Genomic DNA, 20,471 nt, shown 5'->3' with positions numbered 1-20,471 from the left:
TTTCACCTCAGTGAAGAGTTTAGGGGCAAGCCCTGTTTAAAGATTATGCACGGCTTGTTTAAAAATGCTTCCCCGTTCTTCAAATGAGGTGTACAAATCCCAACTGGCACAGGCTGGGGACAAAAGAACAACATCTCCAGTAGTGGCGAGATGAGAGGCTCGGGTCACCGCGTCAGCGATTTCCTCTGCTTTCTCCCGCAAGGAAACCCCAGCTTCCTCCGCCCGTTTTAGTAGAATATCCCCCGCTTCCCCATAGGTGACAATCCCTTTGAGCCGCTGTTGGAACACCGGAACCAACTCGTGGAAATCGACACCTCTGTCCAAGCCGCCAGCGATGAGAATAATCGGATCCGTAAAGGATTCCATCGCTGAAGTAGCTGCTTTTCCATTGGTCGCCTTTGAATCATTGTAGTAGCGTATCCCATCGACGGTGGCCACAAATTCCAACCGATGCTCCACCCCGGTAAAAGTCCGCAATTCCTCCCGGAGAGCATCTGCGGAACAACCTGCCGCCAAGGCAATCGCCGATGCCGCCAGAGCGTTCTCCATATGAACCCCTGGTAGCTGGACCTGGGAGACGGGTAGCAGGGAAAGCTCCTCCCCGCCAGGTAAGCGGGCGGTCACCCACCCCTTCTTCACCATCAAACCCCTCTCTACCTCTTCCCGACGGCTGAACCACCACACATCCCCTCTCAGCTGAGGAGCCAGCTCGCGGCACACCTCGGAGTCCCGGTTCAAAACAGCAATATCTCCCGGTTGTTGGTTGGCAAAGAGCTTGCGCTTCGAGTCCAGATAATCCTCCATGGAACCGTGATAATCGAGATGAGCAGGGACCAAGTTGAGCAGCGCCCCGATCCGCGGACGGAAACGGCGTGTCCCTTTCAGTTGGAAGCTACTCAGCTCGGAGATCAGCCACTCTTCTTCTCCCATATCAGGGGCCACCTCGGACAAAGCCATCCCGATATTCCCCGCTACACGGGCCGGGATCCCCCCTCTGGCCAGCATGCGCCCCACCAAGGAGGTGGTGGTCGTTTTTCCGTTAGAGCCGGTGATCCCGATCATCGACGCCTCCGTCAATTGCCAGGCGATCTCCACCTCGGTGACCACCGGGATCCCCTGTGTCTCTGCTTCCTGTAACAAAGGCACTCGGTAAGGGATACCCGGGTTTTTCACCAGAAGATCCCACTCTTGGTGGATCAATCCTTCCGGGTGTCCGCCCAATACCACCTGGATCCCCGCCTTCTCCAGCTCTTCCGCCTCCGGTGCTTCTCTGCGAGACTTGCGATCATTTACTGTAACTTTCGCCCCTAAGCGGCAGAGAAGCCGAGCCACGGCCATTCCACTGCGGGCCAGACCCAATACCAGGATTTTCTTGCCTGTATATCCCTCGTCAGACGGCTTCACTTCAGGAACACCTCCAGGTAAATACCCAAGGCGGCGCACAAGAAGCCGGCGAACCAAAAGGTGGTGACCACCCGCCATTCCGACCAACCTACCAGTTCAAAGTGATGGTGGAGGGGACTCATGCGGAAGATCCGTTTCCCCCTGATTTTGAAGGAGAGCACTTGAATCATCACCGAAAGGGTCTCAACCACAAACACACCCCCGATGATCGGCAACAAAAGCTCTGTCTTAGTGATCACCGCCAAAGCAGCCAGTCCTCCACCCAAGGCGAGGGACCCTGTGTCCCCCATAAACACTTTGGCTGGATGGGCATTGAAAACCAAAAAGCCCAACAAGGCACCCACCACCGCAGCGGAAAAGATGACCACCATATAGTTGCTTTGAACCATCCCGATGACTGCGTAGGCACCATAGGCGATGGCAGCCGTTCCCGCCACCAGACCATCCAAACCATCTGTCAGATTCACCGCATTGGAAGCAGCGATCATCACGATCACCAACAAAGGCAGATACAACCAGCTCAGTTGGAAATGGATATCGGTTCCTGGGATCCCGATGTTGGAGATCGCCGGGTTCTCCCCCCGAACAATCCGCACCTCCCACAATACCCAGAACAGAACCAGGCCGATAAAGAGCTGACCCAGCAGTTTCTGCCGCGCTGTCAATCCCAAGTTGCGCTTCATCACGACCTTGATATAGTCATCCATAAAACCCAAAATGCCATATCCCAATGTGGCAAACAGAAGAAAGAATAAATCCGAGAGCCGTTCAAAAAAGAATACATTGCTCAACGGAATAGCTGTCAACACCAAAACGGTTAGGAAAATGGTTCCCCCCATGGTGGGAGTTCCTGCTTTTTTCATGTGGGCCTTGGGCCCTTCTTCCCGGATCGCCTGACCGAACTTCAAACGTCGCAGGACCGGAATGACGAAAGGTCCCAGCAATACGCCCAGGCCAAAGGCCACAGCGAGGGGAACCAGGATCAGTCTCATATCCATTTACCCTTGGATCTCTCCTTTTGTAAGTTGCTGCACAACCCGGTCCAGACGGGCCATCAAGGAAGCTTTGACCAACAAGGCAATCCCTGATCCTCCCTGCTGGCGAAGGGTTTTGACTGCTTCTTCAACCGAGTTGAAATGGGTCACCGGCCGATCTGGGTCGGCGGCACGGGCACCCTCTGCGATCCAGCGAGCCCGCTCTCCTAGTGTGAACACCTGAGAGATTCCCTGCTGGAAGGCATAACTGCCCACTTCCCGATGAAGGGCCTCCTCTTGGACTCCCAATTCCAACATATCCCCTAGCAAGACCCATTTTTCTCCGTAGCCTTCCAGAGAGGTGAGCCAGTCGATGGCTGCCCGTACTGCGGTTGGGCTGGCATTGTATGAATCATCCACCACGAGCATGCCATTGGAAGCCAGGGAAGTTTCCAGACGCCTTCCTGAACCCTCAGCCCTTTTCAATCCCTCCTGGATCTCGGTTTCCGTCAATCCCAGCAACCGAGCGGCCTGAATTCCCAGCAGAGCATTCAAGGCGTTGTGTTTGCCCATCAACCCAGTTTCAAATCGAGTATGTGTGGCAGAGGAGGAAAAGGCAAGCCCCGACCTCCCCTTCAATTCTAGATCCAGGATGCGATCCTCATTGGACTCTTCGAAGCCGACCCGGATTACAGGGCGTTTCTCACCGACGAGGCGTTCCTGCAACAAGGGTTCATCGCCATTAATGATCAACGTCCCAGAAGAAGGCAAGCCTTCTCGAATTTCCAATTTGGCATCGGCAATCGCCCCTCGGCTACCGAGAAACTCCAGATGCGCTTCCCCGATATTGGTCACCAACGCCAGATCCGGAGTGGCGATGTTCGATAAGCGGGCGATTTCCCCTGCGTGATTCATCCCCATCTCCACCACGGCCACTTCTGTATCCGGTGGCATGGATAGCAGTGTGAGGGGGAGTCCAATATGATTGTTCAGGTTCCCCTGGGTCCGATGAACTCGATAGCGTGTAGACAGAATCGCAGCCGTCAGATCCTTGGTGGTGGTTTTCCCATTGCTACCGGTGATCCCCACCACTTTTACTTCCAACTCCTGCCGATATGCTGCCGCCAGTTCCTGAAGGGCACTCAGTGTATCCTCTACCTGAATCAGTGGGATAATAGGAGGATCTTCAGGAAGGGGAACCTCCTGACTCCAGAGGGAGGCTGCAGCCCCAGCACGGACCGCATCCATCCAAAAATCATGTCCGTCAAAACGTTCTCCGATCAGGGGAACATACAGATGATTGGGTTTCAGCGTTCGGGTATCGGTAGACACCCCATCCACGAGCAGATGAGAGTCGGAAACCCCGCCCACCAGTTTTCCATGGGTCCCTTTCGTGATCTCTATCAGGGTTTTCTGCATGATCATAACCTCTATTCCTTGCCAAGAATGGCTGTTCGCGCCACTTCACGATCATCAAAATCATGGCGGATTCCGTTGATTTCCTGATAGGTTTCATGCCCTTTCCCGGCAATCAGCACCACATCATCCGCCTGAGCATTCCGGACAGCATAGCGGATGGCTTCTGCCCGATCCGGAGTCACCTGAATCCGGTTCTGCGGAAATTCCTCCACCCCGACCAGCATGTCCTCGATGATCCCTTGGGGATCCTCGGTACGAGGATTGTCGCTGGTAATGACGACCTGATCGCTGTTTTCCGCCGCAATCCGAGCCATCTGTGGTCGTTTGCTCCGATCCCGATCCCCACCGCAACCCACTACACAGATGACGTTTCCTTTGGTAAACCCACGGACTGTGGTCAACACATTTTCCAGACTGTCCGGAGTGTGAGCGTAGTCCACCAGCACCGGGAATGGCTGGCCCGCCTTCACCGCTTCCAGACGGCCCGGTACCCCCTCGACCTGAGATAGAACTTCGCCGATCTTCTCTAAGGAAATCCCTTCCCCCAAAGCGACCGCCGCTGCTGCCAAGGCGTTGTAGACACTGAATTTCCCCATCAGCTTCATATCGATATCGACGCTGCCCTGGTAGGTGTTCAGCGTAAAGCGAGTCCCGCCGGAATAAAAGCGGATGTTTTCCCCGCGGACATCCGCCGGGTGTTCCACCCCATATGTAATCACTTGGGCGGAGGTGGTCTCCATATAGATTTTGCCCGCTTCATCATCGATGTTCAATACTGCCAAAGGCTGATCCGCTACCTGATCCCCATAGACGTTCCCCAGCTGACCGAAAAGGATCCCTTTGGCGGCACGGTAGTGATCCATCGTCCCATGGTAATCCAGATGATCCTGAGTCAGATTGGTAAAGACAGCGGTTTTAAAGCGACAACCCCGGGTCCGCCCCAGATGTAGTGCATGGGAAGAAGCCTCGATAACGGCATGGCTACAACCGCAATCCACCATTTTGCGAAATCCCTGTTGCAGTTCCAACACATCTGGCGTCGTGTTCTTCACCGGATAGGTCTTATGTCCGATCTGCATGTTGATGGTGCCAATCAGGCCGGTTTCATGTCCGCAATCTCGGAAAATATTTCGGATCAGATGAGTGACGGTGGTCTTGCCATTGGTTCCCGTCACTGCAATCAAGTTCAGATCATGAGTGGGATGGCCGTAAAAAACATCAGCCAAAACAGCCATCGCCCTGCGGGTGTCCGGTACGCGGATGGTAGGGACCTCCACCTCCATCTCCTCTTCCAAAACGACGGCCTGGGCTCCTTTTTCCACTGCTTGGCGGATAAAGCGATGCCCGTCCACGGTGAATCCTTTCAAAGCAATAAATAAGTCACCCGGCCGAACTTGCCGGGAATCCACTTCCATACCGGTGATCTCCAGATCGGTAATGTTTCCGGTAATCTGTGCTACCACAAGTGAATCGATCAGCGTATTCAGGTTCAACAGAAACCCTCCTCACCGGTTCACCCCGACGGGGCTTTCCGGGCATGCCTTGTGAAACAAGAGAAATGCCAGGGATTCCTGGCATACAACCGTTTATTCTACCTTATTTTAATCCGACGGAGCTCATTTGTCACCCAGATAGATGCGGATGGGCGTCCCCTTCTTCACCCGCTCTCCCGGTTTGGGCGCCTGATTGATCACCATTTTGCCTTTTCCGCTCGTTTGGAGAGGGGTGTCATAAAGACTGTTACGAAGATCTGAAATCTCTTCGCCGATCAAATCCGGCACTTCCACGTAGGTTTCCGTTAAGGGGGTGGTCGCCTCCGGAGGGATCTGTCTCTTCCGTTTCTCCACCTTCATATAGCGCAGACTGTCATGCAGGATGTTACGTACGATTGGAGCCGCCACCACACCTCCGAACTGAACTCCCTTCGGGTTATCGACGGCTAAATAGACCACCATCTCTGGATCATCCATGGGAGCCACCCCGATAAAAGAGACAATGTGATTGTTCCGAAGATATCGACCGTCGGGGCCCACCTTCTGTGCTGTCCCAGTCTTGCCCCCCACCCGATATCCATCGATGAAAGCCCTGCGACCCGTTCCCTTAGCCACCACACTTTCCAAGGAGCTTCTCACTTGAGCCGAGGTCTCTTCAGAGATCACCCGTCGCTTCACCTTGGGTTTTGTTTTTTGCAACAGGGCTTTGCTTTCCGGATCCTTCCATCCCTTTTGCAAGTGGGGTTCCATCAGTTTGCCCCCGTTCACCGCCGCCGCCACAGCTGTCACCTGTTGGATCGGGGTGACTGAAACCCCCTGACCGAAGGAGGTGGTTGCCAACTCCACAGGTCCCACCTTCTTCGGCTGAAACAAAATCCCCTTAGCTTCCCCATTCAAGTCGATTCCTGTTTTCTCTCCAAAACCGAACTTGTGGATATATTGAAACAACTTCTCCTTGCCGAGGCGTTGCCCCAGAGCGACAAATCCGGGGTTGCAGGAGTTTTCCACAACTTCGAGGAAACTTTGAGAACCGTGCCCCCCGTGTTTCCAACAACGGAGTCGCGCTCCCGCCACTTTGACATAACCTGGATCATGAAAGCGTTCTTTCAGATTAACTTTTTGCTCTTCCAGAGCGGCAGCCAAAGTGATGATCTTAAAAGTGGAGCCCGGCTCATAAGTACGCCAGATCGGCAGATTGCGATTGTACACTTCGGGATCCACATTGCGGAAGTCCGCCGGTTCAAAGGTGGGCCGACTACCCATACCTAGGATCTCCCCGGTTTTGGGATTCATGGCGAGGGCCAGGACATTGTCCGGATCATACTGAGCCATCGCCTGGTCCATTTCCCGCTCCATGATCCCCTGTACATGTCTGTCCAGAGTCAGAACCAAGTCCATCCCATCTTCCGATGGTGTGTACTTATCCTCACTGCCAGGCAACCTCTCCCCTTTGGCATTAGCACCGAAGGAGACGCGCCCCTTCGTCCCCCGAAGCTTCTCATCATAAATCAGTTCCAAGCCCGCCAGCCCCTGGTTGTCAATTCCGGCAAAGCCGAGAACATGGGCAGCCAAACTTCCCAAAGGGTAATGGCGTTTATTATCCTCAGCCACGGTGATCCCGGGCAGGCGAAGTTCATGAATGGCTTGGGCACGATCCTCACTGATTTTCCGGCCATAAGGATTAAGACGGACGATCAATTCTTTTTTGGTGATCTGCCGATAGATCTTCTCTTCCGGAGCCACCAAGATCCGGGCCAATTCCCTGGCTGTCCGGGAAGGATCCTTGATCTGGGCAGGAATGGCGAGAACCGAAGGGGAGCTGACATTATAAGCAAGGACTTCCCCCTTGCGATCCAGGATACGCCCCCTCTTCCCTTCAAAGGGAATATCCCGTGTCCACAGATCTTGAGCCTTTTCATTCAACTTTTTTCCCTGGACCAGTTGCACATAGCCGAGACGGGTCAACAGCCCGACAAACAATAAAAGACCCACCACCATGGCGATAAACAACCGTTTCCGAACCAGATGACTGGGTACAGGCAATGGGTACACTCCTTCCGTGAGACAGGTTCTATAAGACAACCATATTTCACGGAAAGGTGGGTTATACCCCTCAAAAATCAAAACCTGGATTGTCCATCCACTGATACTGATACCAAAATAAAACCCAAGGCCCCCCAGGTGGAAGGGCTTTGGGTTTTATCCGCTGTCCGGGTTCAGTTCCAAGCGGATTGTAGACTGTTCCATGATCGGGGCACCAGGAGAGATCGACTGCCGGGCTACAAAGCCTTCTCCGTGAATCTCCGGTTTCAGCTCTAACAATCGACACCACTCCATCGCCTCTCTCAGGGGGCGTCCAGTCAGGTCCGGCATTTCCAGAGCTTGCGGAGATTCCGTCAGTAACAGAACCGTGTTCCCGGACAAACTCTCCCCCGGTGTCGGGGATTGATTAATCACACGCTCCCCGCTACCGAGGACACGGACTTTCACGCCGGTCTTTTTCAGTTTTTTCTTCACCTGGTTCACTGGATCATCAGTCCAATCCGCCGCACTTCGCTTCGATGCAGACTCCCGTGAAGATGAGGAGGACTTAGCTTTTGGAACCCCCAGTTGACGGAGGGATTCCCCGATGATCCGACCCGCAGCAGGAGCCGCCACAGTCCCTCCATGGGCCGAGCGAGCTGGCTCATCGACCGCGACATAAACCACCACCTCAGGTTTTTCCGCCGGGGCGAACCCGATGAATGAGACAATATATCTGCCTGAGGCATAACCTCTCCCACCTTCCCTCGGCTTCTGGGCGGTACCGGTTTTCCCTGCCACAGAATACCCTTCCACTTCCGCCTGGCGGCCGGTTCCCTCCGTTACCACCCCCCGGAGTAGATTCCTCACCGTATCGGCGGTCTGCCGGGAGACCACTTCCTTGCGAACAGGATAAGGTTGATGTTTTTTCACCGTTTTGCCTGTCCGGGGATCTCGGATCTCTTTCACCAGATAAGGACGATATAAAGTGCCTCCGTTGGCAACGGCTGACACCGCCATCACCTGCTGGATCGGGGTGACCGCAATCCCTTGGCCAAAGGCGGTGGTCGCCAGTTCTGTCCCGTGGAGAGGACTGTGACCAAAATAGTAGCCCGCCTCTTCTCCTGGAAGATCAAGGCCTGTCTTTCGCCCATGGGCATCGGTAATTTTTCCGAAACCAAAGCGATCGATATAACGTATCAATCGATCCGACCCCAATTTCTCGCCGAGATGGACAAATGCCACATTGCTGGAAAGGTGGATTCCCCGAGCATAGGAGATCTCTCCCCAACCGCTGTCATTCCAATCCCGGATCGTCTGTCCCGCCACTTGGATGCTTCCCGATTGGAAGCGGTCCTCGGCTCGAAATTTCCCCTCTTCCACAGCGGCAGCCAAGGTGACGATCTTAAAGGTGGAACCCGGTTCGTACTGCGTGCTGACGGCCCGATTGATAGAGTTGTTTTTATCTAAGGTCCGATCAAATTCGTTGGGGTTGAAAGTGGGTCGGGAGGCCATCGCCAGCAGCTCGCCACTGTTCGGGTCGGCCACCATCGCCGTCGCCCCCTTGGCCCCGTATTTATCCATGATTTCATCCAGGGATTTCTCCACGGTGTACTGGATCTCAGCATCCAGGGTAAGGACGAGGTTCTTTCCGTGGTCTGGCGGTTGATAATCCTCAGAGGCGTTGGGGACGGGGTTCCCCTTCGCATCTTTTTCAAAACGGAGCTTGCCGGGGTGGCCCTTCAGGATGGAATCATACTGTTGCTCCAACCCGCCCCCCGGTTTTCCTTCCACATTGAGAAATCCCAACACCTGAGCGGCCAATTTCCCTTGCGGGTATTGTCTGCCCGTGGTTTGGATGGGATAAATCCCATCCAGCCCGAGGGCGATGATCCGATCCCTGACTTCCCTGGAAACTTTGAAATTCCCTTTCCGTTTCAGCTCCACCTGTCTGACACCTTTCTGGGTCAAACGTTGATAAAGCTCCTCTTCGGAATAGCCCTCCATCACTGTCGCCAATTTACGGGCAGTTTTCCGCGGTTTTTTCACCTGGCTGAGATCTGCTGCAATCACGTACTGATCCACGCTTTCAGCCAAGCTGACTTCACCGGTCCGGTCTAAAATACTGCCCCGGTTTGGCTGGATGGCCTCTTTTTTCTCCCATGTTTTTTGTGCCTGTTCCCGAAGGAAGGAAGCACTGACGGTCTGAATCCAAAGCAATCGAAAGATCACCGCCGACAACATCAGAGTAATCCCCAACCCCACCAGCAGTGATCTCATCTTGCTTTTTTTCTTTTCGTGATTCATCGCGTCAACCCCGTTCGTCGTCGCGAGCTGGATTCTTCTGTTTATCTGTTTGTGTTTTGCCGGGGGACTGTTTTTCCATCCGGACCATGCCGTTCTCTTCCGCGAACTGGCGAATCCGCTCCCCGCTCTTCAGTGCGTGGATCCTTTCCCGATGGGCGTCGTTCTCTTCTTCCACCGCGGCAGCCTGACGCTCCACCTGTTGCAATTTCAGATTGACTTCCGCCGCCTTGGCATATTGGGACAGCACACCGGAAGCGAGAGCAACACAGAGAATCAGGCTGGCCAGATACAACAATTTTTCACCTGCTGGAAACCCTACTTGCGGCTGTCTTTTTGTCTGTGTCGCCTGTTTCGGTTGGGGTTCCATTTGGTACGCAACCGAAGTGTTTCCCCGGTAATCTTTCATCTCTCTCTTTGACCCTCCTCACACTTTTCCGCAATACGCAACCGGGCGGACCGTGCCCGGGGATTTCGCCCGGTTTCCGCCGCCGACGGTTGCAAAGATTTCTTTGTGATAATGCGGAGTTCCGGAGTTTTCCCGCAAGTACAGATGGGGAAATCAGGTGGGCAAATGCACCCCTTCGCTTTTTCTTGAAAAAAACGCTTGCAGATCCGATCCTCCAGGGAATGGAAGGTAATGACGCTCACTCGACCACCAGGGTTCAGATAGCGGACGGCCTGCTCCAGTCCCTCTTCCAAAGCATTTAATTCATCGTTGACTGCAATCCGAATCGCTTGAAAACTGCGGCGGGCGGGATGGGGACCCTTTCGTCTCGCCGGCGCCGGAATCCCCTCCTTGACTACCGTAGCCAACTCTGCGGTGGTTTCGATGGGACGCTGAGAACGGGTTTCCACTATTTTGCGCGCAATTCTTCTGGAAAACTTCTCCTCCCCATAGCGAAACAGAATCTGCGCAATCTCCTCTTCAGACCAAGTGTTCACCACGTCGCGGGCGGTCAACTCTCCATCGGGGTCCATCCGCATATCTAGTGGAGCATCATACTGGTAACTGAATCCTCGCTCCCCTTCATCCAGTTGCGGTGAGGAAACCCCGATATCGAACAGGACTCCATCCACTCGCTCCAGATCCAACCGCTCCAACACTTTTTCCAAGCGGCGAAAGTTACTCTTCATCAGGTGAACCTGACAGTCGACACCTTTTAGCCGATCGGAGGCGGCCTGCAAGGCTTGGTCATCCTGGTCCAACCCGATCAGGATCCCCTCTTTGCCCAAGCGCTCCGCTATCAATAAACTGTGCCCGGCACCACCCAATGTGCAATCGACATAGATGCCACCGGGACGGACCAACAAGCCTTCCACTGCTTCTTCTCTCATTACAGTTTCATGTCGAAACAAACGGCTTCAACCTTTCCATCGACCTACAGATTCAAATCCAAGTCCACCAATTTTTCTGCAATTTCGTTGAATGAATCCTGGGAAGTCTCATAGTAGGATGACCACGCTTCTTTACTCCATATTTCCACCCGACTGGAAACACCGATGACGACACAATCCTTTACCAGCTTCGCAAATTCCCGCAGGTTTCCCGGAAGGTTAACCCGGCCCTGCTTGTCCAACTCCGCTACGATCGCACCCGAAAAGAAAAAACGGGTGAATGCGCGGGCGTCGGCTTTTGTGAACGGGAGCGATTTCAGTTTTTGTTCCAACTGCTTCCACTCCGGCATGGGATAAACAAACAGGCAGTGGTCCAGTCCACGGGTGATGACAAAGGTCTCCCCCAGATCTTCCCGGAATTTGGACGGGACGATCAGACGACCTTTATCGTCCACACTGTGACGATATTCACCCATGAACACACCACCTACCCCCCTTCACTCCCCCTTATTCCCCACTTCCTACCACTTTCCACCACAATGTAAATTATACCACAGCCAAACAAAAAAATCCTGCACCGAGTGCAGGATTTTTACATTTTATTCTTTTGGTGGAATAAAGCTTACACCAGCCAACTGTTGAGATACTCTTTCTGTTCATCTGTCATATCGTCAATCGCTACACCAAGGGATTCCAGCTTGTAGATGGCCACCTGTTCATCAATGTGATAAGGAACATCCATGACATGGGGACCTATTTTTTCATAGTTTTCTAGAACATAGATCAGCGAGAGGGTTTGCAGAGCAAAGGTCATGTCCATAATCTCCGCCGGATGGCCATCCCCGGCTACCAGATTGACTAGGCGGCCCTCGCAGAGAAGATGAATCCGACGCCCATCGGCCAACTGGTACTCCGTGATATCCTTACGCACGATCCTTTTGCTCACAGCCAGTCCTTCCAAAGACGGTTTGTCGATCTCCACATCGAAGTGACCGGCATTGGCTAGGATGGCTCCGTCTCTCATCTGGGAGAAGTGCTCTTCGGTGATCACTTTTTTATTCCCGGTCACCGTGACGAAGATCTCGCCCACTTTGGCCGCTTCCGCCATGGGCAGGAGAGTGTAACCGTCCATGTGTGCTTCCGTCGCCTTGATCGGATCCACTTCGACTACCACCACTCGCGCACCCAATCCCTGTGCCCGCATGGCCACACCCCGGCCGCACCAGCCATAGCCGACCACCACCACGGTTTTGCCGGCCACGACCAGATTGGTGGCTCGATTGATTCCGTCCCAAACCGATTGACCGGTTCCGTAGCGGTTGTCAAAGAGGAATTTGGAGTAGGCATCGTTTACTGCCAACATCGGAAACTTCAGCTCTCCTGACTTTTCCAGGGCACGCAACCGCAAAATTCCCGTCGTCGTCTCCTCACAGCCTCCCTTCACCTGTTCCAACAGATCGGGCCGCTCCGCATGGAGGACGCTGACCAAGTCCCCACCATCATCGATGATCAGATCGGGACGAGTTTCCAAGGTGAGCATCAGGTGCTCTTTATATTCTTCCGGGCTCGGATTATACTTGGCAAATACAGTCACTCCAGATTCCGCCAAGGCTGCGGCCACATCGTCCTTGGTGGACAGCGGGTTGCTCCCGGTGATCGTCACCTCGGCTCCCGCATCCTTCAGCAGTTCAGCCAGGCAGGCCGTTTTGGCCTCCAAGTGCAGAGCGATGGCCACTCGTTGTCCCTCCAGGGGCTGTTCCTCGAGAAACTCCCTGCGGATCCGATTGAGCACCGGCATATGTTGACGAGCCCAATCCATCTTCAAACGCCCTTGAGGGGCCAGACTTCTGTCCCGTATGATACTCATCAAACTCATATAAATCCTCCTTTATTCTTTGGACGGGCGGATGTCAAAATCCTGTTCAAGTCCTGAACTTTGCGTTCGTCACACTTTCAGTGTCCCTATTCAGATAGATCTTGTTTCCCTCCGACAGGATACAACGCATACCCATGAACCCGCCTGCATCATGAATTTCCAGGATCATCTTAAAGGTAAACTACCCGGTGAGTCTGAATCGAAAGCAGTGGGGAGCGGACCAGCTCCTCCAATGCACCTTCCCCGAGGAGATTCCACCAGGGGATCCAATTGTGCACTCGCTCTTGCAAGTGGCCGCAGGGTCGCAATTCCGCCTCCAGCTCACTAAACCGGCGCAGATCCGTCTCCCCCCTTTTCTCCAGTGCCTTCCATGTTTCCTTCTTCAGATATTCCACCTGCTCCAGTACTTTCCCTCGGTTGGTCTCACCCAGACTTTCCAAATCAGGTCGAATGGAGGAAATCTCTCGGAGCAAAGGCTGGTAGATCCCATCGATGCGAGTTTGCACCTGAGAGAAGGTCGTCTCCACATCCAGATCCACCTGCGTTTGCAACCATCGCTGCTTTTTTTCCTGCAGACGATGCAACACATCATCCACAGTGAGTCGAAACCGCCTCATCTCTTTCTCTGCCTTACGGCTGACCAAGGTGATCCCGATCCGCGGGAACAGAATCGGCATCTCCAGCCCGGCTTGTTGGAAAGCGGATCGGAGCAATCCCCAGTAACTGATCTCTCCTGGTCCGGCTACAAAAGCGAGGGTGGGAAAGAGAACTTCCTGCATCAGAGGCCGAGTCAACACATTATTGCTGAACCGGACGGGATTCGCCTCCAGTTCCTTCAATAATTGCTCTCGACTAAACCGATTTTCCCCGTCCTTGGTATAAAAGATTCCCTCTGCATTCCGATAAAGGGCTTGTCGCTGCCCTTCCACCTGCAGAAAAAGATGGGCCTTATCCGCTTCTAGATCGACTGAAACTGGATAACCTGCTGCCTGTAATCGGGTGGCCTGCTTCAGCACTGCCTGACCCAAGGTTTCATTATGTTGAATCAGCCACCGGAAAAAAGGGAGTTCCAAATGGCGGAGAGGTGGGAAAGCAGAATCGATCATCAACAGACCGTAATGGCTGAACAGATGATGCATCAACCGGGCAAAATGACGGGAGAGGCTAACTTCATCCCGGGAGATCTCCCTTAAGACCTCCAATAACTGCGATTTGTATGGAGTATCCGGGAGCTGATCTCCCAGCTCCCGGAGCCATGCTTCAAGCAACTCTTTTCCGGGAACGACCTCCGACACGGGCACTTTCTCACCTGCCTCCACAGGCAGAATGATCTTTTCGGTGTTTCCCTGCGAAAAGAGATGGAGATGGTTGACCTCCTCCAGATCATGATCTTCACCGGCGATCCAAAAGACCGGGATGACCGGGCGCTGCAAACGTTTCTCCTCCCGCTGGGCCAATTGGATCAGGGTGATCGCTTTATATATGGTGTAAAGGGGACCAGTCAGAATTCCGGCTTGCTGTCCACCCACTACCACGACGCTGTCAGGTTGGCGCAGACGATCCAGATTGGACTGTACTGCCGGATGTTCCAGCCCCATGTGATACTGCTCCAGCACCGAAGCCAGAGCCTCCCGGGATACAGGAGTCTCCCGACGCTTCAACCTTTCCGCCCGCATCACAAAGGCGGAATCTTCTCCGGGGTTGTAATCATAAAAAGGTTCCAGATGATGAAAGTGATGCAGATAATCTTTTACAAGCGAGTGATCCGGCTCCAGATAGACATCCTCTACTCTCATTTTGTATTTTCCTCCATTAGACACCACTTTCCCGCTGAATCTTCCCCAGTATAGCACGGAGTAGCTTCGCTGAAAATCAATCCTCTCGGGAACCGCCTCCATCGGAAAGAGGAAGCAAAAGGGAGATCACAAAGCCTAGAACCGCCGCCCCCGCCGCTGTTAGTAAGCCTACTTGAAATCCCGTCGCTGCTAACCCGCCTTGGGCCGGATTCAAAGGATCAAAGAGAGTCAGACCGATCAGGAGCAATCCCAAGGTACCCCCTGCCGTCCGGAACATGGCGATCACCATCAATCCATTTTTGATCTCTCGAAGAGGAAGGATTTCAAACAGCAGTTCGTGAACCGGAGCCATCAGGGTCAAACTGAGTCCTCCTCCCAGCAATACCAAAGCGACGATAGATATCAAGGGATCCTCCACCAACGCTAGAGTAAAGTAAGCGGAAGCAAGGACAAAAAAGCCAATCGCCAATGCCCCCTGATATCCCCAGTGGGTGGTGATCCAGCGGGCCAGTGGAAGGCTCAACCATGCCGCACCTGCAACGATAGAAAAAAACAAACCTCCGGTCCCCTGGGGCTGACCAAAGATCTCCACCATCCAGCCGGGCACCAATACCACCGCCACCCAGGTGCAGCCCGCCAACGCCACCACTCCATGTATTCCGATCAGCCGGAGATCCGTGAATATCCGAGGATGGAAGAAGGGGTGTTCCGATTGGCGCTCCACCATCAGCAATGGAACCGTCAACCCGACGGAAAGAATCGCAAAGGGCAGAAAATCTGGATCCGCCAACATGGCCCACCCATGGGACGGGTTGAGACGGGAGATGGCGATCATCGATGAGAGAAGAATGCCTGCGAAATAAAAGAGACCCGCCGTTTGCTGAGAGGAAACGCGGGAACCTCCCCCAGAGGAAAACCGGAAACTCAAGAAGTAGATCCCCACGGTGGCAGGAAGGTTAATCCAAAACAACCAACGCCAACTGGATTGCCACGCCACCCAGGAAGAAAAAAGAGGGACCAGGATGAGCAATCCTCCCAGACCCAAGTGAATCGCAATTCCCCAGAAACGGCTATTCAGTCGGGTGAGGCGGCGGAGTTCCGCAGACAACAGCGGAACAATCCCTCCCGCTCCTACCGCTTGAATCACTCGTCCGCTGAACAGGGTCAGCCACTGGTTACCCGACCCCGCCACGAGAGAGCCCAAGGAAAAGAATGTAAGAGAGATGACAAAACATCGACTCGGGCCGATTCGTGCTCCCCACCTCTCCATCAAGGGAAGAGCGAGGACGAATACCGCTAGGTGAAGAGCGATCACCCAGATCACCCAGTGAACCGGAAAGCCGAGGTCTGTGGCGATCACAGTCAATGACGGGGCGATCATACCGAAATCCAGCGCACTCAGGAAAATCGCAATCACATAAGAGTCCAGGGAGTACTTTTTTCCGAAGGGCACCGTAATCGCCTCCACAACCGGAATCCTCAATCCGCTCCGCCTTCGGCCTGATGGACGAGGCGGGTCAATCGCTCATTGTACGGGGCGGGAATACCTCCCTTTCCCCCCTGTTCCACTACAGCACCATTGATAAAATCCACTTCAGTCAGCTCCCCTCGGTCCAGATCCTGGAGCATGGAGGAGCGGTTGGTTGCCGTATGCAGGCAAACGCTCAAAACTTTTTTCTGCAGTTCCTCCTGGGAAAGGTAAATTCCTTCCTTTTGCGCCACCTGGACCACCTCATGCAGAATCTTCTCCATCCAGGGATAAAAATCGTCCTGCTCCGGTAGCGCACCATTGGGAAGGTTCCATATAGCGGTCAGCGGATTGATCACACAGTTGACAGCTAACTTCTCCCACACCCGCTGACGCAGATCGGTAGCAAAGTGGATCGGAACGGACTTTGAGGAAAGTTCCTGTATCAGTCTCTCCACCCTCGGCGAAAAATTTTCCCCGCAGGCAGGGCCGACCCAGCTTTCCCCACTCCCTGTATGATAAACATGGGCCCATCCCTTCCGCAACGCTCCCTCCGTAGTGACAGCACGGTAAATTTGTTCCGACGAAAAGTAGGGGAGGAAAAATTTTTCCCCACCCAGACCATTCTGCCATAAAAAAAGAGAAGCCGCAGGTGAACAAATTTCAGCCAACCGGGGAGCGATCCCCGAGAGGATCCTTTGTTTCACGGTGATAAATACAGCATCCAGCCGGGGGATTCTCTCACTTGCCACCCATTCGACCTGGATTTGCCTGCGATGACACCTTCCGTCGACTCCTGTGACTCGAATTCCCTGGGCCTGGATTTCATCTCGCTGGGCCCGGGTTCTCGTGATGAGGATCGTCTCCGGAAACTCTGCAGCCAACCGATCTGCCCACAAGAGCCCCAGAGAACCCCCGCCCCAAACCGCCACCTGCATCCCACACCCCTCCTATCCCCCATATAATAACAGATTCCTCCCACCTGATGTGAGAGGAATCGAAGATCAGCTACCAAGGGTCACACCGGATAAACAGGGTGTTTGCGGCGACTGAAGGTCATCGCTTTGTCCGCATAGGCTCTCAATCGCCCACTCAGCTCCCGCCGAAGGTCATCCGGTGCCACAATTCCATCGATGATCAATTCGGAGGCCAGCCGGTAAAGGTCGATATCCTGTTGGTATTCTGCTCGCTTCTCTTGGACAAACTTGACCTTTTCCGCTCCTTCCAGTTGGGTGATCTTGTTGCTGTAGACCGCATTAACCGCAGCTTCCGGTCCCATCACGGCAATTTGAGCTGTCGGCAAAGCTAGACAGCAGTCCGGTTCAAAAGCGGGACCCGCCATCGCATAAAGGCCAGCACCGTATGCCTTGCGGACAATCACAGACAGTTTGGGTACGGTCGCCTCCGACATCGCGGCGATCATCTTGGCCCCATGTCGGATCAGACCCGCCCTTTCCGTCTGGGTGCCGATCATAAAACCAGGAACATCCGCCAGGAACAAAAGCGGAATATTGAAGGCATCGCATAGGGTAATAAAGCGGGCTGCCTTGTCAGCAGAGTCGACGAACAAAACTCCGCCCTTCACTTTGGATTGGTTGGCAATGATCCCGACCGGTCGACCCTCCAACCGGGCCAGACCGGTAATCAATTCTTTGGCAAACAGCGGCTTGACCTCGAAGAAAGAGTCTTCATCCACCAGTGACCGGATCAACTCCGACATATCGAAGGGAGCGTTCTGGTGATCGGGAACGATTTCAGAAACCTTTTTCGTGTCGGGAGCCGGCGCTTTCCCTTCGATTTGGACTGGTTTTTCTCTGTGATGGGCCGGAAAAAAGCGGAGATAATGACGGGCGGAAGCGATCGCTTCCTCTTCATTCGCTGCCAGAACATCCCCACAACCGCTGACCGTACAGTGCATGCGGGCGCCACCCATCTCCTCCAGAGAAACTTTCTCTCCGATCACCATCTCCGCCATCCGCGGGGACCCCAGATACATACTGGCGTTGTTTTCCACCATGATCACCAGATCACAAAAAGCGGGGATATAGGCTCCACCTGCCGCAGAAGGCCCAAACAAAACGCAGACCTGGGGGATGACACCAGAAAGCTTCACCTGGTTATAAAAGATGCGTCCGGCTCCCCGCCTTCCGGGAAACATCTCGATCTGATCCGTGATCCGGGCTCCAGCGGAATCGACGAGGTAGATCAAGGGTACCCGCATCTTCTCCGCCGTCTCCTGGATGCGGATGATTTTCTCCACGGTCCGTGCCCCCCAGGAACCCGCTTTGACTGTGGAGTCATTGGCCATGACACAGACCGTCTGCCCGTTGACCTTACCGATGACGGTTACCACCCCGTCCGCGGGCAAGCCTGCCTCCAGTCCGTTGGCAAACAGTCCGTCCTCCAATTGAAAGCCGTCATCAAACAGAAGTTCCAGGCGCTTTCGGACAAACAGCTTGTTCTGTTCCTTCAGTTTTTCATGATATCTGGGGGCTCCTCCCTGGCGGATCCGTTCCACCCGTTCCTTGAGTTGGTTCACCATTTCTTCCCGCATGGTTTCTCCCTCCCATGATCGTCACTCGCCCAAATAGATGGGCTTTCTTTTCTCCTTAAAAGCTTGCAACCCTTCCAGACGGTCCTTGGTGGGGATCAATCTTTCATATGCCTGGGTTTCCATGACCAGACCCGTCGCCAGATCTGTTTCCGAGCCATGATTGATGGCATATTTGGCCTGAGCCAAGGCCAAGGGCGCATTTTCATTGATTTGAGCCGCCATTTCCAGGGCAGCTTCCATCACCGTTCCCCCCCTCACCACCTGATTGAGCAGACCCAGCGCTTCCCCTTCCTGGGCTGTGATCCGTTTGGCAGTGAAGATCAACTCCTTGGCCCGAGCCGTCCCGATCAAACGGGCTAATCGCTGCGTCCCACCCGCTCCCGGAATAATCCCCAGAGAGGTCTCCGTCAGTCCCAAGACCGCATGTTCATCGGCGATCCGAAGATCACAAGCCAAAGCCAGTTCCATCCCTCCACCGAAGGCAACACCATTGACTGCGGCGATCACCGGTCGAGGAAGAGAGGCCACAGCATCGAAGGTTTCTCGGATCATGTGAATATAGCGGCGAACCTGATCCTCTGTGAAACCCCGCCGTTCTTTCAGATCCGCTCCGGCACAAAAAGCTTTTTCCCCAGCTCCAGTCACCACCACTACCCGAGTAGCTTGAGAATGTCTCAACTCCTCTGCAATTTCACGCAATTGTTGCAAAGCGGACATATTGAGTGCGTTGGACACTTCCGGTCGATTCAGCGTCAAGATGGAGATGCCCTCTTTCCGCTCCCATTCCACCAGACTCACTCCCGGCTCTCCTCCTTCGCCTGAACATGGGCCGCCATCCTTCGCAACATTTTGGATGGCAACCGTTGTCCAAGCAGTTTTTCCGCCAACCATCCCACCTCGCACAGGGCATCCAGATCGATCCCCGTCGCGATCCCCTCTCCTTCCAATAGATAGACCAGATCCTCAGTAGCCACATTACCGGCGGCACCTGGAGCATAGGGACACCCTCCCAACCCGCCGAAGGAACTGTCTAGAGTGGTCATCCCTATCTCCAAACTGACATAAGCATTGGCCAAGGCGGTGCCGGAGGTATCATGAAAATGCCCCGCCAATCGATCCACAGGGATCACCTTTGTAAGGGCTTTCAATTTTTCCTTCACTTGACGGGGGGTGGCCACTCCGATCGTATCCCCGAGGGAGATTTCATATACCCCCATTTTCAGCAACGCTTCACAGATTTCTACGGTATTGGCCACAGGCACTTCACCTTCATAGGGACAACCGAACACCGTGGAGACATACCCGCGCACCCGCTTCCCCTGAGCCAAGGCGACCTGCACTACTTCCTCCAATACCGGATACGTCTCTCGGATCCCTTTGTTGATATTCTTTCGGTTGTGAGTTTCACTGGCGGAAAGAAAGACAGCAAACTCATCTACTGGGGTCTCCAGCGCCCTTTCCAATCCTTTTCGATTGGGAACCAAGGCCCGGTACCGTACATCCGACCGATCCGGCAGAGAGCAAGCCAGTTCAGCTGCGTCAGATAGCTGAGGAATCCATCGGGGGTGGACAAAAGAGGTGATCTCCAGTTCCTTGACCCCGGCGGCGATCAATCCTTCAGTCAGCTGCTTCTTGTCGGCAGTGGACAGGATGCAGGATTCATTTTGCAGTCCATCCCGCAATCCCACTTCCACGAGCGTCACTTCCCTCACCGACAGACCTCCTCTCCTCTATAAGCGTTGTGCTACCCTGCCTTTGCAGAGGGTCAGGTGGGGTTTCACATGACGTTTTCGTTGTTCCTATCGATGCAAACTCACTCCATG

Annotated in this window: 16 protein-coding genes; all 16 read right to left on the bottom strand. The window is 54.0% G+C overall.

Annotation, left to right across the window (positions count from 1 at the left end; all coding sequences use genetic code 11):
* Positions 1 to 36: 36 nt before the first annotated feature.
* Positions 37 to 1,404 carry a UDP-N-acetylmuramoyl-L-alanine--D-glutamate ligase gene (gene murD, locus JOD24_RS04810; RefSeq protein WP_380164051.1) on the bottom strand — a complete coding sequence of 456 codons (1,368 nt, stop codon included), beginning with the start codon at positions 1,402 to 1,404 and terminating at the stop codon, positions 37 to 39.
* Positions 1,401 to 2,402, bottom strand: coding sequence for a phospho-N-acetylmuramoyl-pentapeptide-transferase (gene mraY / locus JOD24_RS04805; RefSeq protein ID WP_380164053.1), 1,002 nt, complete (start codon positions 2,400 to 2,402; stop codon positions 1,401 to 1,403). Before mraY ends, murD begins: the two co-directional genes overlap by 4 nt.
* A complete protein-coding gene (locus tag JOD24_RS04800; protein ID WP_380164055.1) occupies positions 2,403 to 3,797 on the bottom strand; it encodes a UDP-N-acetylmuramoyl-tripeptide--D-alanyl-D-alanine ligase in 1,395 nt (464 codons plus the stop codon).
* A gap of 11 nt (positions 3,798 to 3,808) precedes the next feature.
* Complete coding sequence (locus tag JOD24_RS04795; protein WP_380164057.1) at positions 3,809 to 5,290, bottom strand: UDP-N-acetylmuramoyl-L-alanyl-D-glutamate--2,6-diaminopimelate ligase; 1,482 nt, start codon at positions 5,288 to 5,290, stop codon at positions 3,809 to 3,811.
* A 123-nt stretch (positions 5,291 to 5,413) separates the two neighbouring features.
* Positions 5,414 to 7,333 (bottom strand): stage V sporulation protein D, encoded by a 1,920-nt coding sequence (locus JOD24_RS04790; RefSeq protein WP_380164059.1) that lies wholly within the window; start codon positions 7,331 to 7,333, stop codon positions 5,414 to 5,416.
* A 156-nt stretch (positions 7,334 to 7,489) separates the two neighbouring features.
* On the bottom strand, positions 7,490 to 9,619 hold the full coding sequence (locus JOD24_RS04785) for a penicillin-binding transpeptidase domain-containing protein (RefSeq protein WP_380164061.1): 2,130 nt from the start codon (positions 9,617 to 9,619) through the stop codon (positions 7,490 to 7,492).
* A 4-nt stretch (positions 9,620 to 9,623) separates the two neighbouring features.
* Positions 9,624 to 10,025, bottom strand: a complete 402-nt coding sequence (locus JOD24_RS04780; protein WP_380164063.1) for a hypothetical protein — start codon at positions 10,023 to 10,025, stop codon at positions 9,624 to 9,626.
* Positions 10,022 to 10,975, bottom strand: a complete 954-nt coding sequence (rsmH, locus tag JOD24_RS04775; protein ID WP_380164065.1) for a 16S rRNA (cytosine(1402)-N(4))-methyltransferase RsmH — start codon at positions 10,973 to 10,975, stop codon at positions 10,022 to 10,024. Before rsmH ends, JOD24_RS04780 begins: the two co-directional genes overlap by 4 nt.
* A 23-nt stretch (positions 10,976 to 10,998) precedes the next feature.
* Entirely contained in the window at positions 10,999 to 11,436 is a 438-nt protein-coding gene (gene mraZ, locus JOD24_RS04770) for a division/cell wall cluster transcriptional repressor MraZ (protein ID WP_380164067.1), read from the bottom strand.
* Positions 11,437 to 11,576: 140 nt separating this feature from the next.
* Positions 11,577 to 12,830 carry an adenosylhomocysteinase gene (locus JOD24_RS04765; protein ID WP_380164069.1) on the bottom strand — a complete coding sequence of 418 codons (1,254 nt, stop codon included), beginning with the start codon at positions 12,828 to 12,830 and terminating at the stop codon, positions 11,577 to 11,579.
* 170 nt (positions 12,831 to 13,000) lie between these two features.
* Positions 13,001 to 14,626: a bacillithiol biosynthesis cysteine-adding enzyme BshC gene (bshC, locus tag JOD24_RS04760; RefSeq protein ID WP_380164071.1), complete on the bottom strand. Its 1,626-nt coding sequence runs from the start codon at positions 14,624 to 14,626 to the stop codon at positions 13,001 to 13,003.
* A 76-nt stretch (positions 14,627 to 14,702) separates the two neighbouring features.
* Positions 14,703 to 16,109, bottom strand: coding sequence for an MFS transporter (locus JOD24_RS04755; RefSeq protein ID WP_380164073.1), 1,407 nt, complete (start codon positions 16,107 to 16,109; stop codon positions 14,703 to 14,705).
* Positions 16,106 to 17,032 carry a ketopantoate reductase family protein gene (locus tag JOD24_RS04750; RefSeq protein ID WP_380164075.1) on the bottom strand — a complete coding sequence of 309 codons (927 nt, stop codon included), beginning with the start codon at positions 17,030 to 17,032 and terminating at the stop codon, positions 16,106 to 16,108. The genes JOD24_RS04755 and JOD24_RS04750 overlap by 4 nt, the downstream gene beginning before the upstream one ends.
* A gap of 80 nt (positions 17,033 to 17,112) precedes the next feature.
* Entirely contained in the window at positions 17,113 to 18,648 is a 1,536-nt protein-coding gene (locus tag JOD24_RS04745) for an acyl-CoA carboxylase subunit beta (protein WP_429246429.1), read from the bottom strand.
* A gap of 21 nt (positions 18,649 to 18,669) precedes the next feature.
* Positions 18,670 to 19,446: an enoyl-CoA hydratase gene (locus tag JOD24_RS04740; RefSeq protein WP_380164079.1), complete on the bottom strand. Its 777-nt coding sequence runs from the start codon at positions 19,444 to 19,446 to the stop codon at positions 18,670 to 18,672.
* A complete protein-coding gene (locus JOD24_RS04735; RefSeq protein WP_380164241.1) occupies positions 19,443 to 20,366 on the bottom strand; it encodes a hydroxymethylglutaryl-CoA lyase in 924 nt (307 codons plus the stop codon). Before JOD24_RS04735 ends, JOD24_RS04740 begins: the two co-directional genes overlap by 4 nt.
* Positions 20,367 to 20,471 lie beyond the last annotated feature (105 nt).

This window comes from Kroppenstedtia sanguinis, from assembly GCF_050433445.1.
Taxonomy (GTDB): Bacteria; Bacillota; Bacilli; order Thermoactinomycetales; family DSM-45169; genus Kroppenstedtia; species Kroppenstedtia sanguinis.
This window is presented reverse-complemented; position numbering and strand designations above follow the sequence as displayed.